Genomic DNA, 26,631 nt, shown 5'->3' with positions numbered 1-26,631 from the left:
CGTTTTCAGGGGATAAGGGATACCCATGTTCAGAAAATCACTGCGATTACTGCCCGCACTGCTCTGCCTTGCGGGCAGCGTTTATGCGCAAAGCCACGCGACACACTATCCACTGACGGTGGAAAACTGCGGCCGTTCGCAGACCTTCCACCAGTCGCCGCAACGGGTGGTTACGCTAGGGCAACACGAAACCGAGCTGCTGCTGGCGCTGGGGTTAGGCAAGAGCATTGTCGGTACTGCGGTCTGGTTTGGCCGCCTGCCTCCGCCGCTGGCACCTGCAGGCCAGGGACTGAAGCGACTGGCGGATAACGCGCCAGGATTCGAAGCTGTCGCCGCCCAACGCCCCGATCTGGTGCTGGCGCAGTACAGCTGGCACCTCGGCCCCCGTGGCGAAGTCGCGACCCGGGAACGCTTCGAAGCGCTGGGTATCCACACCTGGGTAGCGCCGGCCGACTGTGTCGGTAAAGCCGTCACCGCCGACTCTAACGGCGACGGCGCCCGCACTACCCCCTTTACCCTGGAGAGCATTAACCGCGAGATCGACGAACTGGCGCGCATTTTTAACGTTACCGAACGGGGCCAGGCGCTGCGACACCAGCTTAAGCAACGTATTGGGCATGCCCGCCAGCAGGCAGCGCGCCCCGGCTCCGCCCCTCTTAAGGTAGTGTACTGGTTTTCCAGCCCCCGCCTGAACGGCGATCCCTGGGTCGCGGGCGGCGATGGCGCGCCGGGCTGGATCAGCCGCACCCTGGGCCTGCAAAATATTATCGATTCCCGGGAGGAGTGGCCGGCGGTCACCTGGGAACATATTGCCCGTTCCCGGCCCGATATTATTGTTATCGCCAGTATGGAACGTCGACTCTATCCTGCCGATAACGCCGCGGCAAAAATCGCCTTTCTGAACAAGGATCCGGTCACCCGGGAGATACCGGCAGTGAAACAGGGCCGTATCATCGTGGTTCCCGCCATGTCGCTGAACCCTTCATTGCGTAACGTCGATGCCGTGGAACAGATCGGTAAACAGCTCCCATGATGAAAAATCGTAACGCCCTGCTGATTCTGAGCGGCGCCCTCAACCTTCCGCTAATGATGGTGGTCACCGCGGCCAGCGGCGATATGCCGATCGCTCCCGCTGACGTCGTGCGGGCCATCGCCAACGGCCTGGGCATCGGCCACTACCGCTTGTCGCCCATCGATGAAGGGATCGTCTGGCAGTACCGCATGAGCCGCGCGCTGATGGCGGCCTGTAGCGGCGGCGGCCTGGCGCTATGTGGCCTGATACTGCAAACCCTGCTACGCAATCCCCTTGCGGAGCCGTGGCTACTGGGGATTTCGGCGGGCGCCTCCACCGGCGCGGTATGTATTATGCTGCTGGGCGTGGGCGGCGGGCTGCTCGGCGTCAGTGGTGGCGCCTTTCTCGGCGCCTGCTGCGCCTTCGGGCTGATTATGCTGTTGGCGGGAGGCCTGCGCGATGACGCCACGCGCATCATTCTGGCGGGCGTGGCGGGAACCCAGCTATTTAACGCGCTGACGGCCTGGGTGGTCAGCACCTCCGCCAATGCCGAGCAGTCACGCGGCGTCATGTTCTGGCTAATGGGTAGCCTGAGCGGGGTTCGCTGGCCGGAAGCGCTACTGGGGCTGGCAGCCGCAGCGGCAGGTCTGGTCATCGCCCTGTGCTATGCCCGCTCGCTGGACGCCTTTGCCTTCGGCGAAGAGGTAGCCGCCACGCTCGGCATTCCGGTGATCCGGCTACGGGTCGTGCTGCTACTGGTCACCGCGCTGGTGACCGCCACGATCGTCAGCGCTATCGGCGCCGTGGGTTTCGTAGGGCTGGTTATTCCCCACGTGGCCAGAATGCTGACCCGTACCAGCCACCTGACGCTCATCCCCATCGTTTTTCTGATGGGCAGCCACTTTATGATTCTGGCCGATCTGGCATCACGTAGCCTGATCGCCCACCAGGTGCTGCCCGTCGGCGTGGTCACCGCCCTGATCGGCGCGCCGGCCTTCGCCATCATCCTGTACCGCACCCGGGAGAAGCCCCAATGAGACTCTGTGTCGAACGTCTGAGCGTAACGCTGAAAGGCCGTGCCATTCTGCGCGATGTGGCATTTAGCGCCGCGCCGGGCCAGACTGTCGGCCTGCTGGGGCCAAACGGCTCCGGGAAGTCGACCCTGCTACGCTGCCTGGCCGGGCTGATACCCACGCACCCGCCATGCATTACCCTGGGCGCGACCCCGATGGCTGCGTTCCCGCACCGTGCCCTCGCCCGTCGGCTGGCCTTTGTTCCCCAGCACGCCAGCGCCGATCCCGACCTGCGAGTCGAACAGATCGTCCGCCTGGGCCGCACGCCGCATCGCGGCGCGTTTTCCGCCTGGCGCCGTGAGGATAGTGAAGCTGTGGAACGGGCTATTCGAATGACGCAGCTACAGGCGTTGGCCTATCGTCCGTGGCGTCAGCTATCCGGCGGCGAACGTCAGCGCTGCCAGATTGCCCGGGCGCTGGCGCAAAAGCCGCAGCTGTTATTACTGGATGAACCGACCAATCACCTTGATATCCGCCACCAGCTGGCGCTGATGCAGTTGATTCAGGAACTGCCGATCACGGTGATTATCGCCCTGCACGATCTCAACCTGGCTGCCCGCTACTGCCAGCATCTGGTATTGCTGAATCACGGCGCCGTAACTGCGCAGGGAGAACCCGAGCGGGTGCTGACGCCCGGCAACATTGCCCGTGCCTGGCAGGTGGAGGCCCGGGTGGAGCACCGCCCATCCGACGGCATGATGATTCATTTTCTGCCATCCCAGCCACAGACCGGATAGCCGCCCAACAAAAAGCCCGCCGAATGGCGGGCTCAGGCTAAGGTTTGGAGGCTTATTTTCTGCCGCCTGCCTTACGGGCGACACTTTCGGTGCCATCCTCGCCGACGCGGACTTTGTACTTGTTCGAGGTCCAGTGGTCCATTTTCAGTAACTTACGGGCCTGACGATTGGTTTTCATTCATCATTCTCCTGCGTGGTTGATCTGAAAAAAGCCACTCGAGTGTGCAACATCCAGGCAACATTAGCAACCACCTCCGGCGATTTTGTGACCAGAATTCAGACCAGTGCCGTAGTCAGGCGCGCGCTACAGCACAGGCGCCCGGCCTCATCGGCGATCTCTATCTGCCACACCTGATGACGCCGCCCCAGATGTAGCGCCCGACAGCTGCCGCGCACCAGACCTTCCCGTACCGCCCGCAGATGGTTGGCGTTAACCTCCAGCCCCACCACCTTCTGCTCACCCTCAGTACAAAGCCAGCCGGCCACCGACCCCAGGGTTTCCGCCAGCACCACCGAGGCGCCGCCGTGCAGCAGACCGAACGGCTGACGCGTGCGCTCATCCACCGGCATGGTGGCCTCGAGCACCTCATCGCCAAGGTGAACAAAGCGGATGCCGAGCAGCCCCACCATGTTGCCATTCCCCATCGCGTTCAGCGCCTCCAGCGAGGCTTCGCGTCGCCAAATCATCCCATTATCTCCAACAGAGCCTGCAACGGATGCCGAATGCCGCTGCCCTCCACGCGTTTAACCTGGCTGCGACAGGAATAGCCGGTCGCCAGGCAGCGGTTACGCGGTAACTTTTGCAGCGCCTGATGCCATGAAAGTTCATAAATCCCCAGCGAATTCGCCAGGTTGCTGGTTTCATGACCGTAGGTACCCGCCATGCCGCAGCAACCCACGCTGACGCTTTCGAGCTGCGCCCCCATCTGGCGGAAAATGGCCCCCCACTGCGCCGCCGCGCCGGGTAGCGCCGTCGATTCGGTACAGTGGCCGAACAGATACCAGGATTCACCGCAGGGCGCCAGTGCCTCTCGGGTCTTCAGCGCTGCGGTCAACCATTCATGCACCAGCAGGACCTGAAAGTCGCCGCGCTCTTCCCCCAGAGTCTGACGATACTCGTCGCGATAGCAGAGCACCAGCGCCGGATCGACCCCCACCATCGGCATGCCGAGTTGCGCGATACGATTAAGAAAATCGGCGGTCTTACGGGCGGTACGGGCAAAGCGCTGCAGGAAGCCCTTAATATGTTGCGCCTTACCGTTAGGTGAAAACGGCAACACCACCGGCTGCCAGCCCAGTTTTTCCGCCAGGCGCACCAGATCCGCCACCACCCGGGCATCATAGTAGCTGGTGAAGGGATCCTGGACTATCAGCAGCGTACGGCTGCGCTCCTCTACGCTGAGTTTTTCCAACTGCTCCAGGGTCATTCCCGCCGAGCGATGTCCCACCAGTTGCTGCTGCAGAGAAGGCACCGATAGCGCAGGCAGATCCACCATACCAATGCGGTGACGCGCCAGATTGCGCACCCAGGGCTGGCCCATAAAGAAGTTAAAGGTACGCGGCGCCCGCGCCATAAGCGGCGCATAGCTTTCCACCGTCGCCACCAGGTGGTCACGCACCGGCCTCAGGTAACGGGTGTGATAAAGTTGCAGGAAACGGGAGCGAAATTCCGGAACGTCGATTTTGATCGGACACTGAGTGGAGCAGGCTTTACAGGCCAGGCAGCCCGACATCGCCGTTTTTACCTCGTGCGAAAAATCATACTCGCCCTTCTTTGCATGCCAGGTGTTACGGGTGCGCTCGATCAGGCTACGCAGCGTGGCGCGCTTGCCCGGCAGCTCTTTTTCCAGCGCCAGCGGATCGACGCCGCGCTCGGCCAGCAGACGTAGCCACTCCCGCACCAGGGTAGCGCGCCCTTTCGGAGAATGAATGCGCTGGCGGGTGATTTTCATCGAAGGGCACATCGGGCTCTTCGCATCAAAGTTAAAGCACAGGCCGTTGCCGTTACACTCCAGCGCGCCGCGCCAGGAGGTGCGTACCGCCAGCGGGATCTGGCGATCCCAGGTGCCGCGTTTTACCGCGTCCACCTTCATCATCGGCTCGTCCACCCCAAGCGGCGGGCAGATTTTACCGGGGTTCAACCGGTTATCCGGGTCGAAGGCGGCCTTGATACGGCGCAGCTCTTCATACAGGGTTTCGCCGAAGAAATCCGGGCTGTATTCGGCCCTAAAGCCTTTGCCATGTTCGCCCCACAGCAGACCGCCATAGCGGGAGGTCAACGCGACCACCTCATCGGAAAGGTGCTTCATCAGCAACTCCTGCTGGGGATCGCACATATCCAGCGCCGGGCGTACGTGCAGCACCCCGGCATCTACGTGACCAAACATTCCATAGCTCAGGCCATGACTGTCGAGCAGTGCGCGAAATTCAACAATATAGTCCGCCAGATTTTCCGGCGGCACGCAGGTATCTTCCGCGAAAGGGATAGGCTTGGCCTGCCCCGGCGCATTACCCAACAGGCCGACCGCCTTCTTACGCATGGCGTAGATACGTTCGATATCGGCAAGATCGCAGCACAACTGCCAGCCGATCACTCCGCCTTCCCCCGCCGCCATCAGCGCGTCGAGCCGTTGACACAGTTGCTCAACCTGGCGGTCGATCTGGGCCTCATCATCACCGGCAAATTCGACGATATTCAGGCCCAGCAGGGTTTTATCCGGCACGTCGGTAATCAGCGCGCTCACCGAGTGCCAGACGATATCCTGACGCGCCAGATTCAGCACCTTCGAATCCACGGTCTCCACCGACAGCGCCTTTGCCTCGACCATAAAGGGGGCGTTACGCAACGCTGAGTCGAAGGAGTCATACTTGACGTTCACCAGACGGCGCACTTTAGGCAGCGGTGTGATATCCAGCTTCGCTTCGGTGATAAAGGCCAGGGTGCCCTCGGAGCCGGTCAGAATCCGGGTCAGATCGACGCGGGTCAGATCGTCATTGAACACATGACGCAGATCGTAACCGGTCAGGAAACGGTTAAGGGGCGGGAATTTGTCGAGGATCAGTTGGCGCTGGCTGCGGCAGCGTTCCAGCACGGTACGATAAATGCGCCCGGTTCGGGTCTCATCGTGCCCAAGCTCTTCCGCCAGCGCCGTGGGCATAGACCGGGTGTCGAGAATTTCGCCCCCCAGCAGTATCGCACGCACGCCCAAAACGTGATCGGAGGTTTTACCATAAACCAGCGAGCCCTGCCCGGAAGCATCGGTGTTAATCATGCCTCCCAGGGTAGCGCGGTTACTGGTGGAAAGCTCCGGTGAGAAAAAGTAGCCAAAGGGCTTCAGGTACTGATTAAGCTGATCCTTAATGACCCCGGCTTCGACCCGCACCCAGCCCTGCTCGGGATTAATCTCGATAATGCGGTTCATATAGCGCGACATATCGACAATGATGCCGCGGTTCAGGGACTGACCGTTGGTGCCGGTTCCTCCGCCGCGCGGAGTAAATATCAGACTCTTAAAGCGGCTATCGTCCGCCAGGCGGGCAATCAGCGCCACATCGGCGGTCGAGCGAGGAAACAGCACCGCATCCGGCATTAGCTGGTAAACGCTATTGTCGGTGGCCATCGTCAACCTGTCGGCATAGCTGGTGGTGGTATCGCCGGTATAGCCCTGTTGTTCCAGTTCCTGCAAAAAGCTGAGCACCAGTTGCACGAGGCCCGGTGCCTGAGAAATCTCTGGGATCATTAGTGGTGACCCTGTCTGTACATTGAGTGTTGTGAGTTATGTTTGCGCAGCCGCAGCCCTAGGTTGTATCACATTTTTTCCATCCGCGCTGCCGCCTGACAGGATAATGAGACTGTGCAAACTGGCTGAAATACATCATCATTATGTTAACCGCTCTTTTATTACAGTGCCCGCTGCCCGGGTGAAGAAAGGATACTCGTTTATGGTTATGAATCGACGGCCCGTGGATGTGCCTCAGATCCTGCTGTCCGTACTGTTTTTAATGGTGATGATCGTCGCCTGTCTGTGGATTGTGCAGCCCTTTATTCTGGGCTTTGCCTGGGCTGGTACGGTGGTTATCGCCACCTGGCCGCTGCTGATTAAGCTCCAGAAACTGCTGTGGGGACGGCGCTCGCTGGCCGTTCTGGTCATGATGCTGATTTTGATTCTGGTCTTTGTGCTGCCCTTCGCTCTGCTGGTCAATAGCGTAGTGGAAAGCAGCGGCCCGCTGGTGTACTGGGCGACGAGTGGCCATATGACGCTGCCAACCCTGGAGTGGCTGAAATCTATTCCGATGGCGGGCGATAAGCTCTATACCAGCTGGAATACCCTGGTGGAAAGCGGCGGCCATGCCATCATGGACAAGGTCCGTCCCTATATTGGCACCACCACCACCTGGTTTATTGGCCAGGCGGCCCATATCGGTCGCTTCCTGATGCACTGCGGCCTGATGCTGCTATTTAGCGTACTGCTTTACTGGCGCGGCGAACAGGTGGCTTACGGTTTGCGCCACTTTGCCTGCCGGCTGGCGGCGCGACGCGGCGATGCGGCGGTGATTCTGGCGGCCCAGGCCGTTCGTGCCGTCGCGCTGGGCGTGGTGGTTACCGCGCTGGTCCAGGGGGTGCTGGGCGGCGTTGGTCTGGCGGTCTCCGGCATTCCCTACGCCACCCTGCTGGCGGTTGTGATGATCCTCTCGTGCCTGATTCAGTTGGGTCCGCTGCCGGTGCTGATACCAGCCATTATCTGGCTCTACTGGAGCGGCGATACCACCTGGGGCACCGTATTGCTGGTGTGGAGCTGCGTGGTGGGCACCCTGGACAACGTGCTGCGTCCGGTCCTGATACGTATGGGCGCCGACCTGCCAATGGTGCTGATTCTCTCCGGGGTTATCGGCGGCATGATCGCCTTCGGCATGATCGGCCTGTTTATCGGTCCGGTGGTGCTGGCAGTTTCCTGGCGAGTGTACTCAGTCTGGGTCAGCGAAGCGCCACTGCCTGATGAGGATCCCGACAAGGTGGTGGAGATTCTGGAAGAGCCAGAACAAGAAGAGCCGTCTGCCGCTCAGTAACCTTAGGAAAAGGCGGGGAAAACCCGCCTATTGGTTAGAATATCTTATCTAATACGCGCACAATTTAATCAATTACCATCAGATTTATCTAATGCGAACCCGGATTTCTTCAAATTGATTAACGATTGAGAGGAATCCGATCGACGCCATCCCAGGCACTGCCTACTATTAGCCGCATATTATAGATCAACGCATTGATTTATAAGCATGGAAATCCCCTGAGTGAAACAACGAATTGCTGTGTGTAGTCTTTGCCCATCTCTTACGGTGGGCTTTTTTTTACCCGAATACACACGATGGTGGCGCGGTCCGCCGTCACCGCGCACACCACAACATTCCTTAACCGTTAAGCGAGCACCTCACACCGACTGAGCATCCGCCAGCGACTGGCGGGATGGCGTATATCACCCTCCAGATGTACTCTGACGCGCTGGCGAATATCGCCGCTGGAGGCGCCGACCATGATCTCAAAGGTTCCCGGCTCCACCACCCGTTCACCGTCCTGCCCGGTAAAGCTGAGCATATCTACGGGGATGGTAAAACGTAGCACCGCTTGTTCGTCAGGGGCCAGATGCACCCGCCCGAACGCCTTAAGCTCCATGACCGGACGCGCCAGCGACGCCAGTTCATCACGCACGTAAAGCTGCACCACTTCGCTGCCGGCGACGCTACCGCTGTTGCGTACCGTCAACTGAGCGACTATCTCGCTCGCCTCGTCATTCGCCACCCGTTCAGCGGCCAGGGTCAGTTCGCCGTAGTCGAAGGTGGTCCAGCTTTTACCATAACCAAAGGGATAACGGGCGCCGAAGTGAAATGCCAGCGGCGTACCGCCGCTCTTTAGCTTGTGGTTGTAGTAGTAAGGCATAGCGCCAGCGCTCTTCGGCGCCGACACCACCAGCCGCCCCTGCGGCTCCGCCGCGCCGGTCAGTACATCGGCAATGGCATAGCCCCCCTCCTGGCCCGGCGCCCAGGCCATCAACAGTGCGGCAACCCGGCCTTCATAGCCGTTCAGATGGTAAGGCCGCCCGCCGGTCATCACCACCACCACCGGGGTACCGCTCCCGACCAACGCTTCCAGTAGCTGCTGCTGAACGCCGGGCAGCGCCAGGCTGTCGGTATCCGACCCTTCACCAACCGTACCGCTCTGGAACAGTCCGGCCAGATCGCCGACGCACAGCACCACCACATCACTGCTTTTCGCCAGCGTCACGGCCTGCGGAATTAACGAGGTATCCAGGGAGACCGGCGACTGCTGCTGGGGTTTGTCGGCGCTTTCACCTGGAAATACCGGCGCTCCTGCCATGCGCTGCTCAATAATATGGCAGCCTTTGGCATAGCTGACCTGGGCTTCCCCCAGCGTTTCACGCAGCGCCTGCAGCGGTGTGGTCACCTGGGGCGCCTGATCCAGCCAGTCACTGATAATCAGATGCACCGGAAAGCTGTAGCCGCTAAGCAAAGCCAGCGGATCGTCAGCCGTCGGTCCAATCACCGCTATCCGGGGCCTGTTGCGCAGCGGCAGAATGCCGTTATTTTCCAGCAGCGTCATCGAGCGGGTCGCCACCTCCCGCGCCAGGCGACGGCTCTCGTCCGACTGCAGTGCAATGGCGTTCTCGTCGACATAAGGCTGTTCGAACAGCCCCAGCCGGAACTTTTCGGTCAGAATACGGGCCACTATCTGATCCACCTTTTCCTGGCTTATCAGCCCGTACTCCAGCGCTTCGCCCAGATGCCGCGCACAGTCATCCTTCGGCAGTTCGATATCCAGTCCGGCATTCCAGGCCAGCGCGGCGGACTCAGCCGGCCCCGCCGACACGCCATGGTGCTGATGGAGCAGACTGACGCCGCCGTAATCCGCGACGATCAGTCCATCAAATCCCCAGCGTTCACGCAGTACTTCCGTCAGAAGAAAAGCATCCGAGTGAGCGGGTTGATTATCGATATCGTGATAGGCTGGCATCACCGATCCGGCATTCGCCAGTTTCACCGCCATCTCAAAAGGCAACAGGAAGGTATCATTCAGCTCGCGAAAGCCAATGTGTACCGGAGCATGATTGCGGGCCCCTTCACTAAACGAGTGGCCGACATAATGCTTCAGGGTCGCCAGCAGGGAGCGATCCGGTCCCTGTAAGCCCTGGACATAGCGGGTCGCCATCACGCCCACCAGCCAGGGATCCTCACCGAAGGTCTCCTCGGTACGGCCCCAGCGCACATCACGGGAGACATCCAGCACCGGCGCCAGCCCCTGGTGGCAGCCCACGGCGCGGGCTTCGGCGCCGATTGCGGCGGCCACGGCTTCCACCAGCGACGGGTCCCAGCTTGAAGCGTAATTCAGCGGCGAAGGAAACAGGGTCGCCTCCTTGCACAGCAGCCCCACCAGGCACTCTTCGTGAAACATTGCCGGGATACCAAGCCGGGTCTCCTCCACCAGGGTTTTCTGGAGCCGGTTGGCGGCGCGGACCCCATCCCTGGGGCTAACGATATGGGTTCCCAGTGGCCGGGTTATCTGCCCGACGCCCAGCTTCAGACGTTCCTGTAATGCCGCCTGTTCGCTGACGCCGGCGAAGGTATCGCTCAAATCGGTACGTTCACGGTGCTGACCGTCCGGCGACAAAATCAGCCAGAAGGCGTGCATCTGAGCGAATTTCTCCTCCGCCGTCATACGCGCCAGCAGATCGGCGACGCGTTCAGCGACAGGGCGAGCGGGATCCTTATAGATTGCGGTCATGCGTTAGCTCCTGGGTTACGGGTAGAGGTGACGCTGTCTCTGCGTCCGTCTGACGTCGGGCAGCCAGCAGATCGGCGATATCGGCCACCCGACGACTGTTGAGCTGGTAGAAACAGAGCAGAAGCGCCATGGATAAAAACAGCGCGGCAGGAATCAGCGTGAAGAGTCCATTAATGGTGGTCAGCACCAGAGGCGTTTGCTGCAGGGTATTGGGCAGATAATCCACCATCCCCAGTACCCATCCCACTACCGCACCGCCCAGCGCCAGCCCCATTTTGATGGCGAACAGCGCGCTGGAGAAGACCAGCCCGTCCAGCCGACGGCCGGTACGCTGCTCTTCGTAGTCGACCACATCGGAGAACATGCTCCACTGCAGCGGCGTGGTAAGATTCTGAATAAAACTGAAGATGAGATTCAGGGCGAAAATAAGCCACAGCGCCGTCGGGGGTAAAAAGAAGATGGAGCCGCCGATCGCCACAAAACATAAAATCGTCCACTGATAGGAGCGCACCCGATCAAATCTACCGAGCAGCCTCTCTGAGAGTAGCGCCCCCAGCATCGAGGCCACCATTCCCGAAACAATAAAGGCAAACACCAGCTCCGGACGCAGTAAAACATATTTTACGTAGTAGAGCGTGGCAGAGCCGCGGGTCACCACCGCGGTCAGCAGCAAAATATTAAACACAAAAACGATCCGCCACTGCGAATTAGCCACCAGCAGTTTGATATCGCCCCATATCGAACCACTGGAGTCGTTGCGCGGAGAATAGCGTTCCCGGGTCATGGCAAAGCAGCAGAAAAAGAGCGCAACCCCCAGCAGCCCCATCAGCCCCATGGCGAAGAAGTAACCCTTTTGCGCATTGCCCTGCCCCAGCCAGGCCACCAGCGGCAACGCAATCACGGTGACGACCAGTCCGCCGACAAACGATAACGCAAAGCGCCAGGATTGAAGTGAATGACGCTCGCGCGGATCCAGCGTCAGGGCGCCGGGCATGGCGCAGTAAGGGACATTAATGGCAGAATAGACCACACTTAACAGCGCGTAGGTGGCGCAGGCGTAAAGGGTTTTCCCGGTTGTGCCGAGATCGGGCACGTAGAAGGTGATCATACAGCTCACCCCGAACGGAATGGCAAACCACAGCAGCCAGGGACGAAAGCGTCCGTAACGGGTTCGGGTGCGATCCACCATCGCGCCGATACAGGGGTCCAGGCAGGCATCCAGCGCCCGTACCACCAGAAACATGGTGCCCATCACCGCGGCGGAAAGACCAAAAACATCGGTGTAAAAATAAGCCAGAAACAGCGTGGCCGTCTGCCAGACCAGCGCGCTGGCCATATCTCCCAGGCCATAGCCAATCTTGTCCCGGGTGGTTAATACTGAAACGGTCGTCATCGATTTTGCGCCTTATTCCATCAGCCAAAACGTTGCGACGTACCGCTCAGATATTCTGCCCGCCGCCCACTAAACGACCTTCAGTATTGTGAATCCCCCACCAGCCAACAATTGCCAAAATTGACAGCCGGATTATGTTTTTTATTTTTAGCGCGTAATTGTGATGGTGCGCAAAATAACGAAAATGCGAATATCTTTAATATATCGCCTCACCGCCAGGCACCACCTCAAAGCCGAAAAGAGGTCTGCTTTCGGTTCGCGAATACCAGACATAAAAAAAGCTCCTCGAAGAGGAGCCTTTTGGTTGGCTAAAGCGGTTTATTACGACTTAAGCTCAGCCAGACTCAGCCAGGTCTGCACCACGGTATCGGGGTTCAGGGAGAGGCTGTCGATGCCCTCTTCCATCAGCCAGGCGGCGAAATCTTCATGATCCGATGGTCCCTGCCCGCAAATACCCACATATTTCCCCTGTTTCTTCGCCGCGCGAATCGCCATGGAGAGCAGCGCCTTCACCGCCTCGTTACGCTCATCGAACAGTTCGGAAACCACGCCGGAGTCGCGATCCAGCCCCAGCGCCAGCTGCGTCATATCGTTCGAGCCGATAGAGAAGCCGTCGAAGTGTTCCAGGAACTGCTCCGCCAGCAGCGCGTTGGAAGGGATCTCGCACATCATGATCACCTTCAACCCATTCTCGCCGCGCTTCAGTCCCTGTCGCGCCAGCTCATCAACCACGGCCCGCGCCTGATCGACGGTACGCACGAAGGGCACCATAATTTCGACGTTGGTCAGCCCCATCTCGTTACGCACCCGCTTCACCGCTTCGCACTCCAGCGCGAAACAGTCACGGAAGCTGTCCGCCACGTAGCGGCCGGCGCCGCGGAAGCCAAGCATCGGGTTCTCTTCATCCGGCTCATAGCGTTCGCCGCCCACCAGGTTGGCATATTCGTTGGACTTAAAGTCCGACAGCCGCACAATCACGCGCTTCGGCCAGAAGGCGGCACCCAGAGTGGCAATGCCTTCAGTCAGACGACCGACGTAAAACTCAACCGGTGAGTCGTAGCCCTTCATCATTTCGCGGATCTCATTCTGCAGCGCTGGCTCCTGCTGGTCGAACTCCAACAGCGCCCGCGGATGCACGCCGATCATCCGGTTGATAATAAATTCCAGCCGCGCCAATCCGACCCCTTCGTTGGGCAGGCAGGCGAAATCAAAGGCGCGATCCGGGTTGCCCACGTTCATCATCACCTTCAGCGGTAGATCCGGCATTGTTTCAACGCTGGAGCTCTTCACGCTGAAGTCCAGCAGTTCGGCATAAACGTAGCCGGTATCCCCTTCGGCGCAGGAGACCGTAACCTGCTGCCCGTCCTGCATGCGCTCGGTCGCATCGCCGCAGCCCACCACCGCCGGGATCCCCAGCTCGCGGGCGATAATCGCCGCATGGCAGGTACGGCCGCCGCGGTTGGTCACGATGGCCGCCGCTTTCTTCATGATAGGCTCCCAGTCCGGGTCGGTCATATCGGTGACCAGCACGTCTCCTGGCTGGATGCGGTTCATCTCGCTGATATCCTGGATGACCTTGACGTTGCCCGCCCCAATACGGTGGCCGATAGCGCGCCCTTCGGCGATGATCTTGCCCTGGGAGTGCAGCGTGTAACGCTCCATCACCTGGCCGCGTGAACGCACGGTTTCCGGGCGGGCCTGAACGATAAACAGCTTGCCGGTATGGCCATCTTTGGCCCATTCGATATCCATCGGCCGGCCATAGTGTTTTTCAATCTGTACCGCCTGTTTCGCCAGCGCCTCGACCTCTTCCTGAGAGATACAGAAACGGTCGCGATCCGCCGCCGGAACATCTTCAATGCGAACCTGTTTGCCGTGTTCCTGAGTATCGGCATACACCATGCGGATCTTTTTCGATCCCATGGTCCGGCGCACGATGGCCGGTCGCCCGGCTTCCAGCGTCGGCTTATGCACGTAAAACTCATCCGGGTTCACGGCGCCCTGCACCACCATTTCACCCAGCCCCCAGGCGCCGGTAATAAAGACCACCTGATCGAAACCGGATTCGGTATCGATGGAGAACATCACGCCAGAGGCGGCCAGGTCGGAACGTACCATGCGCTGAACCCCGGCAGACAGGGCCACGCCGCGGTGATCGTAGCCCTGGTGAACGCGGTAAGAGATAGCGCGATCGTTAAACAGCGAGGCAAATACGTGCTTCACCGCCACCAGCACGGCGTCGAAGCCCTGAACGTTAAGGAAGGTTTCCTGCTGACCGGCGAACGAGGCATCCGGCATATCTTCTGCGGTGGCGGAGGAGCGTACCGCGAAAGAGGCCTGTGCATCATCGGCGGACAACTGCTGGTAAGCTTCGCGAATCGCCTGCTCCAGCTCCGGCTGGAATGGCGTGTCGATAATCCACTGGCGAATCTGCGCACCGGCGCGCGCCAGCTCATCCACATCGTCAATATTGGTGTTGTCCAGCAGCTCGTAAATACGCTGATTCACGCCGCGGCTGTCCAGAAACTGGTTAAAGGCTTGTGCGGTGGTGGCAAAACCGTTGGGTACGGAAACGCCCATACCGGAGAGATTAGTAATCATTTCGCCCAGGGAGGCGTTTTTTCCCCCAACCCGGTCGACATCATTCATACCGAGTTGGTTATACCAGAGCACCAGAGGTGACGAGCCATTATTGGACATCGAAACAATCCTTTTGTGGAATGGGAATAGAGACCAGAAACGTCTAACTCGGTTTTTAGCCTGGCATATTTGTCCTCCGGGGAAAAACGGTGAATCGTTCAAGCCACAAAAAAAGATGATTTTTTCGGATAGATACCTGATTAAGCTAAACCGTTGATTATCAATCCAATCATTATTTGCATCGGGCTTTTCTTAAAATTAACAGAAATGAATTCCGGTTTTCATAAAAAATAAAAACGGCATTTCAGTTTATTCCATTAAGACTATTTCACTCGCTATTGATTTGATTTAATTTATACTTCTGTCTCTTTTGATTTACAGGAAGCCGCCATGGACAACTACGCCGACCGCCACGTTTTCTATATTTCAGACGGCACCGCCATTACCGCAGAGGTACTGGGCCATGCGGTGATGTCGCAGTTCCCGGTCACCATCAACAGCATTGCGCTGCCTTTTGTTGAAACCGAAAGCCGGGCCCGGGCGGTGAAGGAACAGATCGATGCGCTCTGGCAGCAGACCGGCGTAAGACCACTGGTCTTCTATTCCATCGTGCTACCGGAAATTCGCGCCATCATTCTGGAATGCGAAGGCTTCTGTCAAGATATTGTCCAGGCACTGGTGGGACCGTTACAGCAGGAACTTAAGCTCGATCCCACCCCCATTGCCCATCGAACCCACGGACTGAATCCCGGCAATATTACCCAGTATGACGCGCGCATTGCCGCCATTGATTACACTCTGGCCCACGACGACGGCGTCTCTATGCGCAATCTCGATCAGGCCCAGGTGATTCTGTTGGGGGTTTCACGCTGTGGAAAAACGCCCACCAGCCTCTATCTGGCGATGCAGTACGGCATTCGCGCCGCCAACTACCCCTTTATTGCCGACGATATGGACAACCTGCAACTTCCGGCGGCGCTGCGACCGCTGCAGCATAAGCTGTTCGGCCTGACCATTAATGCCGAGCGACTGGCGGCTATTCGGGAAGAACGCCGTGAGAACAGCCGCTACGCTTCGATGCGTCAGTGCCGGATGGAAGTGGCGGAGGTGGAAGCGCTGTATCGCAAGCATCAAATCCACTATCTCAACAGCACCAATTACTCGGTTGAAGAGATCGCTACCCGAATCATGGATATTATGGGCCTCAGCCGCCGGATGTACTGAGCCCCCGGCCCCGAATTCCGGGGCATTATCCACCTTCCCCTCCCGAACCATCAAACTAGTACACGGATGCAACATTCTGTGTTATGGTTGCGCACAACTGGCAGATAAACCTGATTGTACGCTTGAATTCAGCATCAATTGGTTTATCGTGATCGCCATCACTTCCCGGCAGTTCCGCCGCAGCGAAGCACCCAATTTGAGACACCAATGAATAAAACAGACGAGTTGCGCACCGCGCACATCGACCGCCTGGTGACGCCTGCCGAACTGGCGCAGCGCCACCCCCTGACACAGGAAACCGCAGCCCAGGTTACCGCGGCCCGGCAGCGCATCGCCCGTATCCTGAACGGCGAAGACCCGCGCCTGCTGGTCATTATCGGTCCCTGCTCCATTCACGATCCCGAAGCGGCTCTCGACTACGCCCGGCGTATTCAGGCCATGCGCGAACGTTACCAGTCGCGGCTGGAGATCGTGATGCGCACCTATTTTGAAAAACCGCGCACCGTGGTGGGCTGGAAGGGGCTGATTTCCGATCCCGATCTGAACGGCAGCTACCGCATTAATCACGGTATTGAGGTGGCGCGCCGCCTGCTGCTGGAGGTCAATGCCCTTGGGGTTCCCACCGCCACTGAATTTCTGGATATGGTGATCGGCCAGTTTATTGCCGACTTGATTAGCTGGGGCGCCATCGGCGCGCGTACCACCGAAAGCCAGGTGCATCGCGAAATGGCCTCTGCCCTTTCCTGCCCGGTCGGCTTCAAGAACGGTACTGACGGCAATACCCGCATTGCGGTGGACGCTATTCGCGCCTCCAGGGTCAGCCATATGTTTCTGTCGCCGGACAAAAATGGCCAGATGACCATCTACCAGACCAGCGGCAACCCCTGGGGTCATATCATTATGCGCGGCGGTAAAAGCCCCAATTATCACGCCGCTGATATCGCCGCCGCCGCGGAGCGCCTGCGCGAATTCGGCCTGCCGGAACAGCTGGTGGTGGATTTCAGCCACGGCAACTGCCAGAAGCAGCACCGCCGCCAGCTGGAGGTCTGTGAGTCTGTTTGCGAGCAGATTCGTCATGGCTCACGCGCCATCGCCGGCGTAATGGCGGAAAGTTTCCTTGAAGAAGGAAGCCAGGTGATTGAACCCGGAAAAGCGCTGGTGCGCGGCCAGTCCATTACCGACCCCTGCCTGAGCTGGGAACAGAGCGAACGGCTACTGGAGATGCTGGCCCGGGCGGTGGACAGCCGCTTCTGATCCCCCCTGCGCAGGCATTTGCCTGCGCATCATTCCTTCATCCTCCGCCGTAGCGCTCAACTTTCCCGCATTTCACAAAATTATCACAAATAACGCTTGCCGCTCCCTCAATCGAAGATGATAATAATTATCATTGTGTAATTGATTATCATTTATCATGAAGATGAATAAAACGCCATTCACCTCCTTCCAGGATCCCGAGATATCCCATGAATAAGACTGATGAATTGCGCAGCGCGCGCATCGACAGACTCATCGCGCCTGCCGAACTGGCCGCCCGTCATCCGGTTAGCCCCGCCGTTGCGCAGCACATTGATGCCGCGCGTCAGCGTATCGCCCGAATCCTGAACGGCGAAGATCCGCGCCTGCTGGTGATCATTGGCCCCTGCTCCATTCACGATCCCGAAGCGGCTCTCGACTATGCCCGACGGCTCCAGCCGCTGCGCGAACGCTATCAGTCACGGCTGGAGATCGTAATGCGCACCTATTTCGAAAAGCCGCGCACCGTGGTGGGCTGGAAGGGGCTGATTTCCGACCCCGATCTGAACGGCAGTTGCCGTATTAATCACGGTATCGAAGTGGCACGCCGTCTGCTGCTGGAGGTCAATGCCCTTGGGGTTCCCACCGCCACCGAATTCCTGGATATGGTGATCGGCCAGTTTATTGCCGATCTGGTGAGCTGGGGCGCCATTGGCGCACGTACTACCGAAAGTCAGATTCACCGGGAAATGGCCTCCGCGCTCTCCTGCCCGGTAGGGTTTAAAAATGGTACCGACGGCAATACCCGTATTGCCGTGGACGCCATTCGCGCCTCCAGGGTCAGCCATATGTTTCTGTCGCCGGACAAAAATGGCCAGATGACCATCTACCAGACCAGCGGCAACCCCTGGGGTCATATCATTATGCGCGGCGGCAAAACGCCCAATTACCATCCCGGAGATATCGCTGCGGCCACAGAACAGCTGCGTAAATTCGGCCTGCCGGAACATCTGGTGGTGGATTTCAGCCATGCCAACTGCCAGAAGCAGCACCGCCGTCAACTGGAGGTCTGCGAATCAATCTGCGCCCAGATCCGCGACGGTTCGCGGGCGGTTGCGGGCGTAATGGCGGAAAGCTTCCTGGAAGAGGGAAACCAGACCATTAAACCCGGGAAACCGCTGGTGCACGGCCAGTCCATTACCGACCCCTGCCTGAGCTGGCAACAGAGCGAACAGCTGCTGGAGATGCTGGCCCGGGCGGTGGACAGCCGTTTCTGAGCTATAGCGCGGCCAGGCGACTGCGTCCCGGATTTAGCTGGAGCAGCTCACTTCCAGCCGCTTGCCCCAGTCCGGCGGACGCTGTACGTAGTCATCGTCCCGGTCATCAAAGGGGTGACTCAGGGCCGCCAGTAACCATTCGAACTCGCGGGGATCGTCCTGCTCCGCCTGTTCGATGGCGCGCTGCGCCAGCCAGTTACGCAGCACCAGCGCCGGATTAGCGGCGCGCATGGCCGTGCGCCGCGCTTCATCGCTGACTTCATCCTGCACCAGCCGCGCCCGGTAGCGGCTGAACCAGTCGTCAAACGCCTGTCTGTCGATAAACTCGTCGCGCAGCGGAGACGTCGCCTGTTGCTGTTGAGTTTCGCTCAGCAGCCGGAAGGTGCGGGTATAGTCGCTGCCCTCTTTTTCCATCAGCGCCAGCAGCCCGGACAGCAGTTCGTTATCGCCCGCCTGTGGCGTCATCAACCCCAGCTTGTCGCGCATCAGGCGTCCGTACTCGCTCATCAGCGCTGCCTGATAGCCATCCAGCGCATCATTGAGCTGAGCCGCAGGCACCAGCGGCGACAGGGACTGCCCCAGTCGTTGCAGGTTCCACAACCCCACGGCGGGTTGATTATCGAAGGCGTAGCGCCCCTGCCAGTCCGAATGGTTACAGATAAAGCCGGGTTGATAGTCATCCAGAAAGCCGTATGGGCCGTAGTCGATAGTCAGCCCGATAAGCGACATATTGTCAGTATTCATCACCCCGTGGGCAAAGCCCACGCACTGCCAACGGGCGATCAGCCGCCCGGTGCGGGCCACCACATCCCGGAACATCAGCAGGTAGCGATCCGCCTCCTGAGCCAGCTGCGGCCAGTGGCGTTCAATAGCGTAATCCGCCAGTTGGCGCACCTTTTCCGGCTCGCGACGGTAGTAAAAATGTTCGAAATGACCAAAGCGCAGATGGCTTTCGGCAATACGCATCAGCATGGCCCCGCGTTCGGGCTGTTCGCGCCAGACCGGAGTATCGCTGGTGACCACCGTCAGGGCGCGGGTGGTGGGGATACCAAGATGGTGCAGCGCCTCTGACGCCAGCGCCTCGCGAATGGTGGAGCGCACCACCGCCCGGCCATCCCCCATACGCGAATAGGGCGTCAGCCCGGCCCCCTTCAGATGCCAGTCATAACGACGACCGTCCGCCAGCCGCTGTTCGCCCAGCAGAATGCCGCGCCCGTCGCCGAGCTGCCCGGCCCAGACGCCGAACTGATGGCCGCTATAGACCTGGGCCAGCGGCTGCATACCGGCCAGTAGTGATTCACCGCCCCACACGCCTGCATCGGGCCCGGTAAAGTATTGCGGATCCAGCGCCAGCTCCGCCGCCAGCGCCGGGTTATGCCAGAGCAGGCGAGCGTTATCCAGCGGTGTGGGGTTCAGGGCGCTGTAAAAGCCCGCCAGCTGGTCATGCCAGCTATTATCGAAATGGGGGTTATGAGTCATGGAGCCTCCTGCCGCCAGTGTAGTGGCAGAGAGGCGCTTTAACCACGGAGTTTACGCAGGGTTATTGGCGGGTTACCGGCTCTACAGGCGGCGGGCCTGCCAGAACTTCTTACGCCAGTAAACGTTATCAAGAGAGGAGCGGATCACGCCGCGACTGGTGGAGGCGTGGATAAACTGGTTGTCGGTATCGTAAATGCCCACGTGCAGCCCGTTATCTCCGCCGCCGGTTTTAAAGAACACCAGATCGCCGGGCAGTAGCTCTTCTTTATCGATACGGGTGCCGATTTCCGCCTGAGTGCGGGTTTCACGCGGCAGCTGCATTTCGAAGCGATCGCGGAAGGTCATTGCCACAAAGCCGGAACAGTCAACGCCGCTGCGACTCATTCCGCCATAGCGATAGGGCGTGCCGCGCCAGTTATTGAGCTGTTCATTAAGCTCAGCGATAACGGTGATGGAGTCCGACAGGCGGGGATTAGGCGGCGGCGCCTGATGATGCCCACAGCCCGCAAGGGTTAAGATTGCCACTAACAGTAACCACAGCCGCATTTTCAGGCAATTCCTCTGGCCTCGTTAATTTCGGCCTAATGTAGCCCTGAAAACCCAAGGCTGGCAAGTGGTTACAACTATCAATGACAGGTTAACAGGAGATTTGTGCCTTCAACCTCCAGGGAACGAAAGGGTAAACCGTAAACCGATTCCAGCCGCGAAGGGGTCAGCACGCTTTCCGGCGCCCCCGAAGCCGCCAGACGACCGTTGTGCAACAGCCATACCCGCCCGGCGTGGCGCAGGCTGTGATTAAGGTCGTGGCCGCTCATGACCACGGCCACGCCGCTGCGGCACAGTTTGCTCAGCAGCCTGTCCAGCGCCGCCTGCTGGGCAACGTCCAGGCTGTTCATCGGTTCATCAAGCAGCAGCAACTGCCCATGAGGGTTAGTGTTGGGGTCTATCTGCAACAGCACCGCTGCCAGCCGGGCGCGCTGCCATTCACCGCCGGAAAGCGCCGACACCGGGCGCGTCAGTTTATCGCTCAGCCACAGGGATTCGGCGACAGTCAGCATCGCCGCTTCTTCCTGCCCCGCTTTCTGATGGAGTTGCAGATAGTGCCATAGCGGCATGGCGAAAGGCGGCATCTGCTGCTGGCACAGTATTGCCCGCCGCGCCGCCAGCGCCGGTGCAGACCACGCGGCCAGCGGCTGCCCGGCGAAATCGATATTCCCCTGCCCCTGCTCCAGCCCAGCCATCAGCGCCAGCAGCGAACTTTTTCCGACGCCGTTGGGCCCCAGCAGATGCAGTAACTCCCCGGGCTGAACTTGCGCATTGATAGGGCCGACCCTTCCCGCCAGCGCAACGTCCTGCAGTTGCAGCAATGCGGTCATTCGCGGGTCAGCGCCTGTTGCAGGTCGTGAAGCAGTTGTGGATCTTCGGGCGAGGTATCCGGCGTATAGCGCTGAATCACCTGACCGTCGCGCCCCACCAGAAACTTTTCGAAGTTCCACAGAATATCGCCCTGCTGTTGCGCGCCGCGCCCTTTGTCTTCCATCTTACTGGTAAAGTCGCTGCCGTCCGGCGCCACGGCCTGGGGGGCGGCGGCAATCAGCTTTTGATAGAGCGCATGGCGCCCCGGGCCGTTGACCTCGATCTTGCTGAACAGCGGAAAGGTTACGCCATAATTGGTGCTACAGAAGGCTTTGATCTCATGTTCGTCGCCCGGCTCCTGCCCCAGAAACTGGTTACAGGGAAAGCCCAGCACGCTAAAGCCCTGCATCTGCCTGGCTTTATAGAGCGCTTCCAACTGCTGATACTGCGGCGTCAGCCCACACTTCGAGGCCACGTTGACGATCAGCAGCACATCGCCCTGCCAGCGCGTCAGGAGGGTCTTTTCGCCCTCAATCGTCGTCACTTCGGTATTCAGAATATCCTGCATAGCATCCTCGATGTTAGTTATGATCTGGCCCTTAATAATAGCCACACAAACAGCGGCGCGCCCAGGGTAGAGGTCACCACCCCTATCGGCAGTTCAGCGGAGCTTAGCGCCTGGCGTGCCACGATATCCGCCAGCAGCAGCACGCCGCCCCCGGCCAGCGCGCTTCCCGGCAGCAGAACCCGGTGATCGGTCAACCCGCACAGCCGCAGGATATGCGGCACCACCAGGCCAACAAAGCCGATAGCGCCAGCCAGCGCCACGCTGACTCCCACCAGCCAGCCGGTGGCGCTGACCAGCAGGTTACGCCACAGCCAGATGGGCAGCCCCAACTGACGGGCGGAGGTCTCGCCAAGTGCCAGCAGATTCAGCGGCGACGGGCGGATGCACAGCCAGACAAGCACCGGCAGCAGCGCCAGCATCAACCAGCCCTGCTCCCAGCCGACGCCGCCAAAGCCGCCCATCATCCAGTACATTAGTTGACGCAGGTCGACGCTGGTAGAAAAGTAGACCGCCCAGGTCATCAGAGCGCTACAGATAATGCCCAGCGCCACTCCGGCCAGCAGCAGGCGGCTGGTGGAAAGCCGACGACGGGCAAAGCGCAACAGAATTAGGGTAATCAGCAGCGCGCCGGCAATGGCGAGCAGCCCCAGCCCCCAGCCTGGCAGCATACCGCCGCCCAGCAATACGCCACCCACCAGCGCCATCCCGGCGCCATTAGCGACGCCCAGTAATCCCGGCTCCGCCAGCGGATTCGCGAACAGCGCCTGCATCACGGTTCCACTCACCGCCAGCGCCGCCCCCACCAGCACCACGGCCAGAGTACGCGGCAGACGAATTTCGCCAACGAACAGCCGACCGGCATCGCTAAACCAGGCGCCAGGCCCGATCCACTGCTCCCCGGCACACAGACTCAGGGCCGCAGCGCACAGCAGCAGCAGCGCCAGCCCGCACAGCCAGCGGCGCTCGCGACGACGTTGTTGGACAATAAATGGCAGCATAGAACGGCTTATCCTGATGGCACAGGGGGTTGATTTTACGGGGAGTTTGGTTGGGTGGGAAGGGATGAAGGAGATCCAGTACGTGACCAGCAAGAAGGCTTATCCCTCCTTGCAATCATGCAGCATGACTCAATTTTTAGGCTATAATTATCGACGCTAATCAATCCAGAATGATAACTTGAGCAACTTTTTTAGGCCCTTCATAAATATCAAAGGAGCTGAATTCAGCCATTTTTTCGGTAGGGGCATTATCGACAAGAAACTTTACTGTGCCATAGCTAACCGTCTCATCAATAGATTCTTCAGGCGCCTCCAGTTCAAAAACAACACTCCACGCATTATTTTGCCAGTTAATGTCGTCAGGAAATCGGGCAACCGAAAAATACCGTCCCTCAGGAGGAACAGATTTTCGTCCTCCTTCTTGAAATGAAACCCAAACTATTTTCACATGAACCATATCAGTTACCTCATTAGTTAACAGCTTGTTGTCCTTGCTTTAACTCGCTTACTCCAGGTGACCTTGACTCTGTCATTATTAATATTTGTTAGCTCACCATTGATGCAGACCGTGACGACGCTGAATCAGATTGCCGCGCGCGTCATAACGAAAGAACAGGTTTTGCCACTGGCCCAGCCGGTTATTGCTTACCGGCTATGGCATTGCGCTCCAGAATATGTACAAGGTCGGCTATGTCAGTATCCGCCATGAGAGCCGCAGGGATATCACCGCCACCCCAGCCTGCACCTCAAGGGGGACTGGCAGGGAAGCGGAATTTGAGACCGGATGTCTAGTGATGGTAAAGATCGTCAACCTCATGGCTCCCTGAATAACCATAACCTGACGCCGGTAGAATACTGGCTGATACTGGTTTTGTCATGTGAGCGAGCTCTGGTTGAGAGTTTACTCACTTAGTCACGTGTCCACTATTGGTGGGTAAGATCACCTCACTAAAGTACTATCATGCCACAGGATCCTGGTTTATTTATAATTAGTGAACTCTATTTCAGTGCAGGTTCAAGAAAAAAGAATCATATCATTTCTTCATAAAATGATATCGTATATTCATCATCACTAAATGCTAGTATTTTTCTTGGTGATTTAACAAACAAAATTAAGTCATTATTCCCATTCAAAGAGCAAATGCTTTTTATAAAAAGCATCCCGTCAAATATTTTAAACCTTACAAAATAGTATTCATTAGCATCTATAAAAACCTCCCTACCAATTATACTGCTCAGGCATTCCACCTGCCACTTTATAACTCCATCACCAATCAATTTCAGGCAAACCTCCTGCGTAGGTTTAATTTCTCGCTGGTAACCAAAAATTTTTTTTATTTTTTCAAAATATTTATCAAAATCACCCCTCTCATGTTCAATGAAGTCTATATCACTTACACCCTCTACATCTTCAAAAAATGCCACCACCTTATTCAAGGCTATTTTTTTCTTTAACACTTCTTTTCCATTAGTAGTCATAATATATATGATGGCCTCCTGAACTATCTGCTGGAACTTTACCGTAGCGTTCTGTTTTAAAATCATAAGAGTAGGTGCCGCTGGCAGAAATCAGTCGGTTATCGGCATCGTAACTATAGTGCTGCTGATGCAGACCGTGACGACGCTGAATCAGATTGCCGCGCGCGTCATAACGAAAGAACAGGTTTTGCCACTGGCCCAGCCGGTTATTGCTTACCGGCTATGGCGTTGCACTCCAGAATATGTACAAGGTCGGCTATGTCAGTATCCGCCATGAGAGCCGCAGGGATATCACCGCCACCCACTATTCACGCAGCCCCAGCCTGCACCTCAAGGGGGACTGGCTCAGGGAAGCGGGGTTTGATGCCGAATGTTCAGTGGCGGTAAAGATCGAAATGGGTTGCCTGCTCCTGACGACAGGGTAGACGACTGACAGCTAAAAAAACATCGGAAAGATCGCGAGATCTTTCCGGCATCTACTTACATACAATATACATCGCAACGCTGAAAAGTTAATGCTTTTAATTCAATGGTTATACTCCAATCATCTCCTTTGGAAGTAATCGCATATGTACCATCATCTTTATTCTCTAAAATCAAAGGAGCTGGTTGTACAGAAGGCCAATTAATTATATCAGCCTTAGATATAAATTGGGCCAAAACATTAATTACAATAACATTATAATCTTTACCCCACACCCCCCATTTAGTAACAGTATTTGCAGGGGGCTGGGTTATATGTATTCCCAACATAATTCTATCTGCCAGATCAAGAGAAACCTGTCCTATAAGCACGTTCTCTTCAACGCCTTTAGGAAAAAGCGACAGTAAGAACTTATTCCCTATTAATTCTATTATATTCATATTGTTACCTAAAAATTGTAATGACCATGAGTCCCAGAAATATCACCTGTGTTTAAATTCCCCACAGGCCTCACATTAAAATGTGGCTCTGCGCCATGTAAAGGTGTTGCTTTCGCATGACCCAGACTATGCTCTTGAATAATAATTATTGAGCCATTCCTATCTTTAAAATGATATTGTCGAGTTTCTATCGGAATACCATCCTTATTACGCACAAAATCACCATATCCATCGCCTAATTTAGCTCGACTTATTTCAAAAGGTTGCTGATTGTTAGGTATTCCTGCATCACGCTTAGCCTGCCTAAATGCATCTCTTCGACTCGTACCTTCATACGTTGTTTTCTTATTTGGACTACACGCAGCCAACCCCAACGGGTCCACCCACCCCAGCGGATTCGGCGCATACTGATACAGGTTCAGCCCGCCCTGCAGCCCTATAGGATCCTGAGTGGTAAAACGCCCCACGCCCGGGTCGTAGTAGCGGAACAGGTTGTAGTGCAGACCTGTTTCACTATCAGCATACTGCCCGGCATAGCGCAGCGGCTGGTTGATGCTACTGATTCTGCGGGAGTTTTCTTAATCCATTGCGCTAAAGCATAGACATTATATTTTCTTCCAGAAAAGTAAACTACTTACCCCCCAGTGAAAAACAAAAATCATTTCCTATTCAAGTCCCAGAATGAATAATCAGAAACATAGATCTCATTTAACTCTAAATCATGTGGTATATGACTTATATAGTCAGCAATTTCATTATAGGGTGAAGGCAATGTCAATGCCATACCGTAGTCGTCATCAACAATAATAGTACCATTTAATATTTTTTGATTACTTGTCAAAGCCAGCAACTCCCCCATAGTTATTCCTGAGTAGATTTTATCTTTATATTTTCCTTTATAATCCTCATTACAACCCACAGATACAATTTTCCCATCAGCAGTAGTCGAAAAAACTATTACACCATTATTTAAACTATATCCGAACATTTTCTCATTCGAAGGGAAAGGAATTGTATATTCTTTCACAACAACATTGAAATTTCCATGAAGCTCAGAAGAATAACAATCAACATATTGATTAATTTCAATATCCCCCAATGATGTATAGCTTTTTATATCTGCATAAATATCAATCATATCATCCACCGTTCATCAATACACCGTCAACATAGACAGGCGAATCGTTAATAAGATCGTAATTTTTAAACCCTTCGTGGCCTATTCTTCCTAATACTTCATCAGCACCTTTACCATTCGCCTTATAAACTTTCCAATAATCATTACCATGAATATTTGGTTGAGATGAAGAGCCTCCTGGATGGTAGTCCAGTTTATATGTTGATCCAGACTTAGTTGTTTTAACATATACTGTATGCTGAATAGCATTCTGGTTTCCTGACTGAGGATGAGTAACCTGCCATCCTTTGCCTGTCAAATTATCATGAACATCTTCTGGCTTTTTACCAGATAAGCGCTCTACCCAACGTTTAGTGATCCTGTCTCTT

23 protein-coding genes, 1 other RNA gene and 2 pseudogenes are annotated in these 26,631 nt (G+C 57.0%); 9 read left to right on the top strand and 17 right to left on the bottom strand.

Translation table 11 applies throughout. The annotated features are described in order from the left end of the window. Positions 1 to 25 precede the first annotated feature (25 nt). The 3 genes from FEM41_RS16275 to FEM41_RS16265 are packed head-to-tail and all read left to right on the top strand — an operon-like array spanning position 26 to position 2,822. Complete coding sequence (locus FEM41_RS16275; protein WP_138097247.1) at positions 26 to 1,033, top strand: ABC transporter substrate-binding protein; 1,008 nt, start codon at positions 26 to 28, stop codon at positions 1,031 to 1,033. After that, positions 1,030 to 2,049, top strand: a complete 1,020-nt coding sequence (locus FEM41_RS16270; protein ID WP_138097246.1) for a FecCD family ABC transporter permease — start codon at positions 1,030 to 1,032, stop codon at positions 2,047 to 2,049. Before FEM41_RS16275 ends, FEM41_RS16270 begins: the two co-directional genes overlap by 4 nt. Beyond that, positions 2,046 to 2,822, top strand: coding sequence for an ABC transporter ATP-binding protein (locus FEM41_RS16265; protein ID WP_138097245.1), 777 nt, complete (start codon positions 2,046 to 2,048; stop codon positions 2,820 to 2,822). The genes FEM41_RS16270 and FEM41_RS16265 overlap by 4 nt, the downstream gene beginning before the upstream one ends. Before the next feature lie 52 nt (positions 2,823 to 2,874). Here the strand turns inward: FEM41_RS16265 and sra are convergent, their stop codons facing one another. From sra to ydiJ, 3 genes are all read right to left on the bottom strand, one after another. After that, a complete protein-coding gene (sra, locus tag FEM41_RS16260) occupies positions 2,875 to 3,000 on the bottom strand; it encodes a stationary-phase-induced ribosome-associated protein (RefSeq protein WP_138097244.1) in 126 nt (41 codons plus the stop codon). Between the two features lie 98 nt (positions 3,001 to 3,098). Then, on the bottom strand, positions 3,099 to 3,509 hold the full coding sequence (menI, locus tag FEM41_RS16255; protein ID WP_138097243.1) for a 1,4-dihydroxy-2-naphthoyl-CoA hydrolase: 411 nt from the start codon (positions 3,507 to 3,509) through the stop codon (positions 3,099 to 3,101). Beyond that, positions 3,506 to 6,562 carry a D-2-hydroxyglutarate dehydrogenase YdiJ gene (gene ydiJ / locus FEM41_RS16250; RefSeq protein ID WP_138097242.1) on the bottom strand — a complete coding sequence of 1,019 codons (3,057 nt, stop codon included), beginning with the start codon at positions 6,560 to 6,562 and terminating at the stop codon, positions 3,506 to 3,508. The genes menI and ydiJ overlap by 4 nt, the downstream gene beginning before the upstream one ends. Positions 6,563 to 6,764: 202 nt before the next feature. On the opposite strand from ydiJ, the gene ydiK reads away from it, so the two are divergent. Continuing rightward, a complete protein-coding gene (ydiK, locus tag FEM41_RS16245; protein ID WP_138097241.1) occupies positions 6,765 to 7,889 on the top strand; it encodes an AI-2E family transporter YdiK in 1,125 nt (374 codons plus the stop codon). Between the two features lie 176 nt (positions 7,890 to 8,065). Continuing rightward, an RNA gene (rprA, locus tag FEM41_RS16240) (antisense sRNA RprA) lies at positions 8,066 to 8,172 on the top strand. A gap of 63 nt (positions 8,173 to 8,235) precedes the next feature. Here rprA and FEM41_RS16235 read toward each other — a convergent pair. The 3 genes from FEM41_RS16235 to ppsA all read right to left on the bottom strand — a co-directional run bounded on the left by FEM41_RS16235 (position 8,236) and on the right by ppsA (position 14,707). Continuing rightward, the gene (locus tag FEM41_RS16235) at positions 8,236 to 10,614 is read right to left on the bottom strand and encodes a glycoside hydrolase family 3 N-terminal domain-containing protein (protein WP_138097240.1); all 2,379 of its coding nucleotides are present in this window, start codon (positions 10,612 to 10,614) and stop codon (positions 8,236 to 8,238) included. Continuing rightward, the gene (locus tag FEM41_RS16230) at positions 10,598 to 12,007 is read right to left on the bottom strand and encodes an MFS transporter (protein WP_138097239.1); all 1,410 of its coding nucleotides are present in this window, start codon (positions 12,005 to 12,007) and stop codon (positions 10,598 to 10,600) included. Before FEM41_RS16230 ends, FEM41_RS16235 begins: the two co-directional genes overlap by 17 nt. A 321-nt stretch (positions 12,008 to 12,328) precedes the next feature. Then, positions 12,329 to 14,707: a phosphoenolpyruvate synthase gene (gene ppsA / locus FEM41_RS16225; protein WP_138097238.1), complete on the bottom strand. Its 2,379-nt coding sequence runs from the start codon at positions 14,705 to 14,707 to the stop codon at positions 12,329 to 12,331. A gap of 330 nt (positions 14,708 to 15,037) precedes the next feature. Between ppsA and ppsR the strand changes: the two genes are divergently transcribed. From ppsR to FEM41_RS16210, 3 genes are all read left to right on the top strand, one after another. Continuing rightward, positions 15,038 to 15,871 carry a posphoenolpyruvate synthetase regulatory kinase/phosphorylase PpsR gene (gene ppsR, locus FEM41_RS16220; protein WP_138097237.1) on the top strand — a complete coding sequence of 278 codons (834 nt, stop codon included), beginning with the start codon at positions 15,038 to 15,040 and terminating at the stop codon, positions 15,869 to 15,871. Positions 15,872 to 16,078: 207 nt separating this feature from the next. Beyond that, positions 16,079 to 17,125: a 3-deoxy-7-phosphoheptulonate synthase gene (locus FEM41_RS16215; RefSeq protein WP_138097236.1), complete on the top strand. Its 1,047-nt coding sequence runs from the start codon at positions 16,079 to 16,081 to the stop codon at positions 17,123 to 17,125. A 209-nt stretch (positions 17,126 to 17,334) separates the two neighbouring features. Further along, entirely contained in the window at positions 17,335 to 18,381 is a 1,047-nt protein-coding gene (locus FEM41_RS16210; RefSeq protein ID WP_138097235.1) for a 3-deoxy-7-phosphoheptulonate synthase, read from the top strand. A 33-nt stretch (positions 18,382 to 18,414) separates the two neighbouring features. Here the strand turns inward: FEM41_RS16210 and FEM41_RS16205 are convergent, their stop codons facing one another. The 8 genes and pseudogenes from FEM41_RS16205 to FEM41_RS25105 all read right to left on the bottom strand — a co-directional run. Next, positions 18,415 to 19,860, bottom strand: a complete 1,446-nt coding sequence (locus FEM41_RS16205; protein ID WP_138097234.1) for a protein adenylyltransferase SelO — start codon at positions 19,858 to 19,860, stop codon at positions 18,415 to 18,417. Between the two features lie 81 nt (positions 19,861 to 19,941). Then, positions 19,942 to 20,406, bottom strand: a complete 465-nt coding sequence (locus FEM41_RS16200) for a C40 family peptidase (protein WP_138097233.1) — start codon at positions 20,404 to 20,406, stop codon at positions 19,942 to 19,944. A gap of 80 nt (positions 20,407 to 20,486) precedes the next feature. After that, positions 20,487 to 21,236, bottom strand: coding sequence for a vitamin B12 ABC transporter ATP-binding protein BtuD (gene btuD, locus FEM41_RS16195; protein ID WP_138097232.1), 750 nt, complete (start codon positions 21,234 to 21,236; stop codon positions 20,487 to 20,489). After that, the gene (locus FEM41_RS16190; protein WP_138097231.1) at positions 21,233 to 21,784 is read right to left on the bottom strand and encodes a glutathione peroxidase; all 552 of its coding nucleotides are present in this window, start codon (positions 21,782 to 21,784) and stop codon (positions 21,233 to 21,235) included. Before FEM41_RS16190 ends, btuD begins: the two co-directional genes overlap by 4 nt. Before the next feature lie 17 nt (positions 21,785 to 21,801). Further along, entirely contained in the window at positions 21,802 to 22,782 is a 981-nt protein-coding gene (btuC, locus tag FEM41_RS16185; protein ID WP_138097230.1) for a vitamin B12 ABC transporter permease BtuC, read from the bottom strand. A 160-nt stretch (positions 22,783 to 22,942) separates the two neighbouring features. Then, positions 22,943 to 23,239, bottom strand: a complete 297-nt coding sequence (locus FEM41_RS16180; protein WP_138097229.1) for a hypothetical protein — start codon at positions 23,237 to 23,239, stop codon at positions 22,943 to 22,945. A 572-nt stretch (positions 23,240 to 23,811) separates the two neighbouring features. Continuing rightward, the gene (locus FEM41_RS16175) at positions 23,812 to 24,327 is read right to left on the bottom strand and encodes a hypothetical protein (protein ID WP_168198738.1); all 516 of its coding nucleotides are present in this window, start codon (positions 24,325 to 24,327) and stop codon (positions 23,812 to 23,814) included. Beyond that, positions 24,251 to 24,481: pseudogene (locus tag FEM41_RS25105) on the bottom strand (hypothetical protein); the annotation flags it as partial. The pseudogene FEM41_RS25105 and the gene FEM41_RS16175, both read right to left, overlap by 77 nt. A 22-nt stretch (positions 24,482 to 24,503) precedes the next feature. Here FEM41_RS25105 and FEM41_RS16165 point away from each other — a divergent pair. Beyond that, positions 24,504 to 24,686: a SymE family type I addiction module toxin gene (locus tag FEM41_RS16165; RefSeq protein WP_138097227.1), complete on the top strand. Its 183-nt coding sequence runs from the start codon at positions 24,504 to 24,506 to the stop codon at positions 24,684 to 24,686. 55 nt (positions 24,687 to 24,741) lie between these two features. Here the strand turns inward: FEM41_RS16165 and FEM41_RS16160 are convergent, their stop codons facing one another. The 3 genes and pseudogenes from FEM41_RS16160 to FEM41_RS16150 form a co-directional block, all read right to left on the bottom strand. After that, a complete protein-coding gene (locus FEM41_RS16160; RefSeq protein ID WP_138097226.1) occupies positions 24,742 to 25,125 on the bottom strand; it encodes a hypothetical protein in 384 nt (127 codons plus the stop codon). An 8-nt stretch (positions 25,126 to 25,133) separates the two neighbouring features. Next, a pseudogene (locus tag FEM41_RS16155) lies at positions 25,134 to 25,676 on the bottom strand (RHS repeat-associated core domain-containing protein); the annotation flags it as partial. A 107-nt stretch (positions 25,677 to 25,783) separates the two neighbouring features. Next, positions 25,784 to 26,263: a hypothetical protein gene (locus tag FEM41_RS16150; RefSeq protein WP_138097225.1), complete on the bottom strand. Its 480-nt coding sequence runs from the start codon at positions 26,261 to 26,263 to the stop codon at positions 25,784 to 25,786. Positions 26,264 to 26,631: the final 368 nt, after the last annotated feature.

This window comes from Jejubacter calystegiae (genome assembly GCF_005671395.1).
GTDB classification, from domain to species: domain Bacteria; phylum Pseudomonadota; class Gammaproteobacteria; order Enterobacterales; family Enterobacteriaceae; genus Jejubacter; species Jejubacter calystegiae.
The sequence above is the reverse complement of the archived record's forward strand: the minus strand, read 5'-3'. Positions and strand labels throughout refer to the sequence as shown.

Coding starts and splice junctions, on each gene's coding strand:
- FEM41_RS16275 (WP_138097247.1), top strand. CDS start 26: ATGTTCAGAAAATCACTGCGATTACTGCCCGCACTGCTCTGCCTTGCG.
- FEM41_RS16270 (WP_138097246.1), top strand. CDS start 1,030: ATGATGAAAAATCGTAACGCCCTGCTGATTCTGAGCGGCGCCCTCAAC.
- FEM41_RS16265 (WP_138097245.1), top strand. CDS start 2,046: ATGAGACTCTGTGTCGAACGTCTGAGCGTAACGCTGAAAGGCCGTGCC.
- sra (WP_138097244.1), bottom strand. CDS start 3,000: ATGAAAACCAATCGTCAGGCCCGTAAGTTACTGAAAATGGACCACTGG.
- menI (WP_138097243.1), bottom strand. CDS start 3,509: ATGATTTGGCGACGCGAAGCCTCGCTGGAGGCGCTGAACGCGATGGGG.
- ydiJ (WP_138097242.1), bottom strand. CDS start 6,562: ATGATCCCAGAGATTTCTCAGGCACCGGGCCTCGTGCAACTGGTGCTC.
- ydiK (WP_138097241.1), top strand. CDS start 6,765: ATGGTTATGAATCGACGGCCCGTGGATGTGCCTCAGATCCTGCTGTCC.
- FEM41_RS16235 (WP_138097240.1), bottom strand. CDS start 10,614: ATGACCGCAATCTATAAGGATCCCGCTCGCCCTGTCGCTGAACGCGTC.
- FEM41_RS16230 (WP_138097239.1), bottom strand. CDS start 12,007: ATGACGACCGTTTCAGTATTAACCACCCGGGACAAGATTGGCTATGGC.
- ppsA (WP_138097238.1), bottom strand. CDS start 14,707: ATGTCCAATAATGGCTCGTCACCTCTGGTGCTCTGGTATAACCAACTC.
- ppsR (WP_138097237.1), top strand. CDS start 15,038: ATGGACAACTACGCCGACCGCCACGTTTTCTATATTTCAGACGGCACC.
- FEM41_RS16215 (WP_138097236.1), top strand. CDS start 16,079: ATGAATAAAACAGACGAGTTGCGCACCGCGCACATCGACCGCCTGGTG.
- FEM41_RS16210 (WP_138097235.1), top strand. CDS start 17,335: ATGAATAAGACTGATGAATTGCGCAGCGCGCGCATCGACAGACTCATC.
- FEM41_RS16205 (WP_138097234.1), bottom strand. CDS start 19,860: ATGACTCATAACCCCCATTTCGATAATAGCTGGCATGACCAGCTGGCG.
- FEM41_RS16200 (WP_138097233.1), bottom strand. CDS start 20,406: ATGCGGCTGTGGTTACTGTTAGTGGCAATCTTAACCCTTGCGGGCTGT.
- btuD (WP_138097232.1), bottom strand. CDS start 21,236: ATGACCGCATTGCTGCAACTGCAGGACGTTGCGCTGGCGGGAAGGGTC.
- FEM41_RS16190 (WP_138097231.1), bottom strand. CDS start 21,784: ATGCAGGATATTCTGAATACCGAAGTGACGACGATTGAGGGCGAAAAG.
- btuC (WP_138097230.1), bottom strand. CDS start 22,782: ATGCTGCCATTTATTGTCCAACAACGTCGTCGCGAGCGCCGCTGGCTG.
- FEM41_RS16180 (WP_138097229.1), bottom strand. CDS start 23,239: ATGGTTCATGTGAAAATAGTTTGGGTTTCATTTCAAGAAGGAGGACGA.
- FEM41_RS16175 (WP_168198738.1), bottom strand. CDS start 24,327: ATGATTTTAAAACAGAACGCTACGGTAAAGTTCCAGCAGATAGTTCAG.
- FEM41_RS16165 (WP_138097227.1), top strand. CDS start 24,504: ATGTACAAGGTCGGCTATGTCAGTATCCGCCATGAGAGCCGCAGGGAT.
- FEM41_RS16160 (WP_138097226.1), bottom strand. CDS start 25,125: ATGAATATAATAGAATTAATAGGGAATAAGTTCTTACTGTCGCTTTTT.
- FEM41_RS16150 (WP_138097225.1), bottom strand. CDS start 26,263: ATGATTGATATTTATGCAGATATAAAAAGCTATACATCATTGGGGGAT.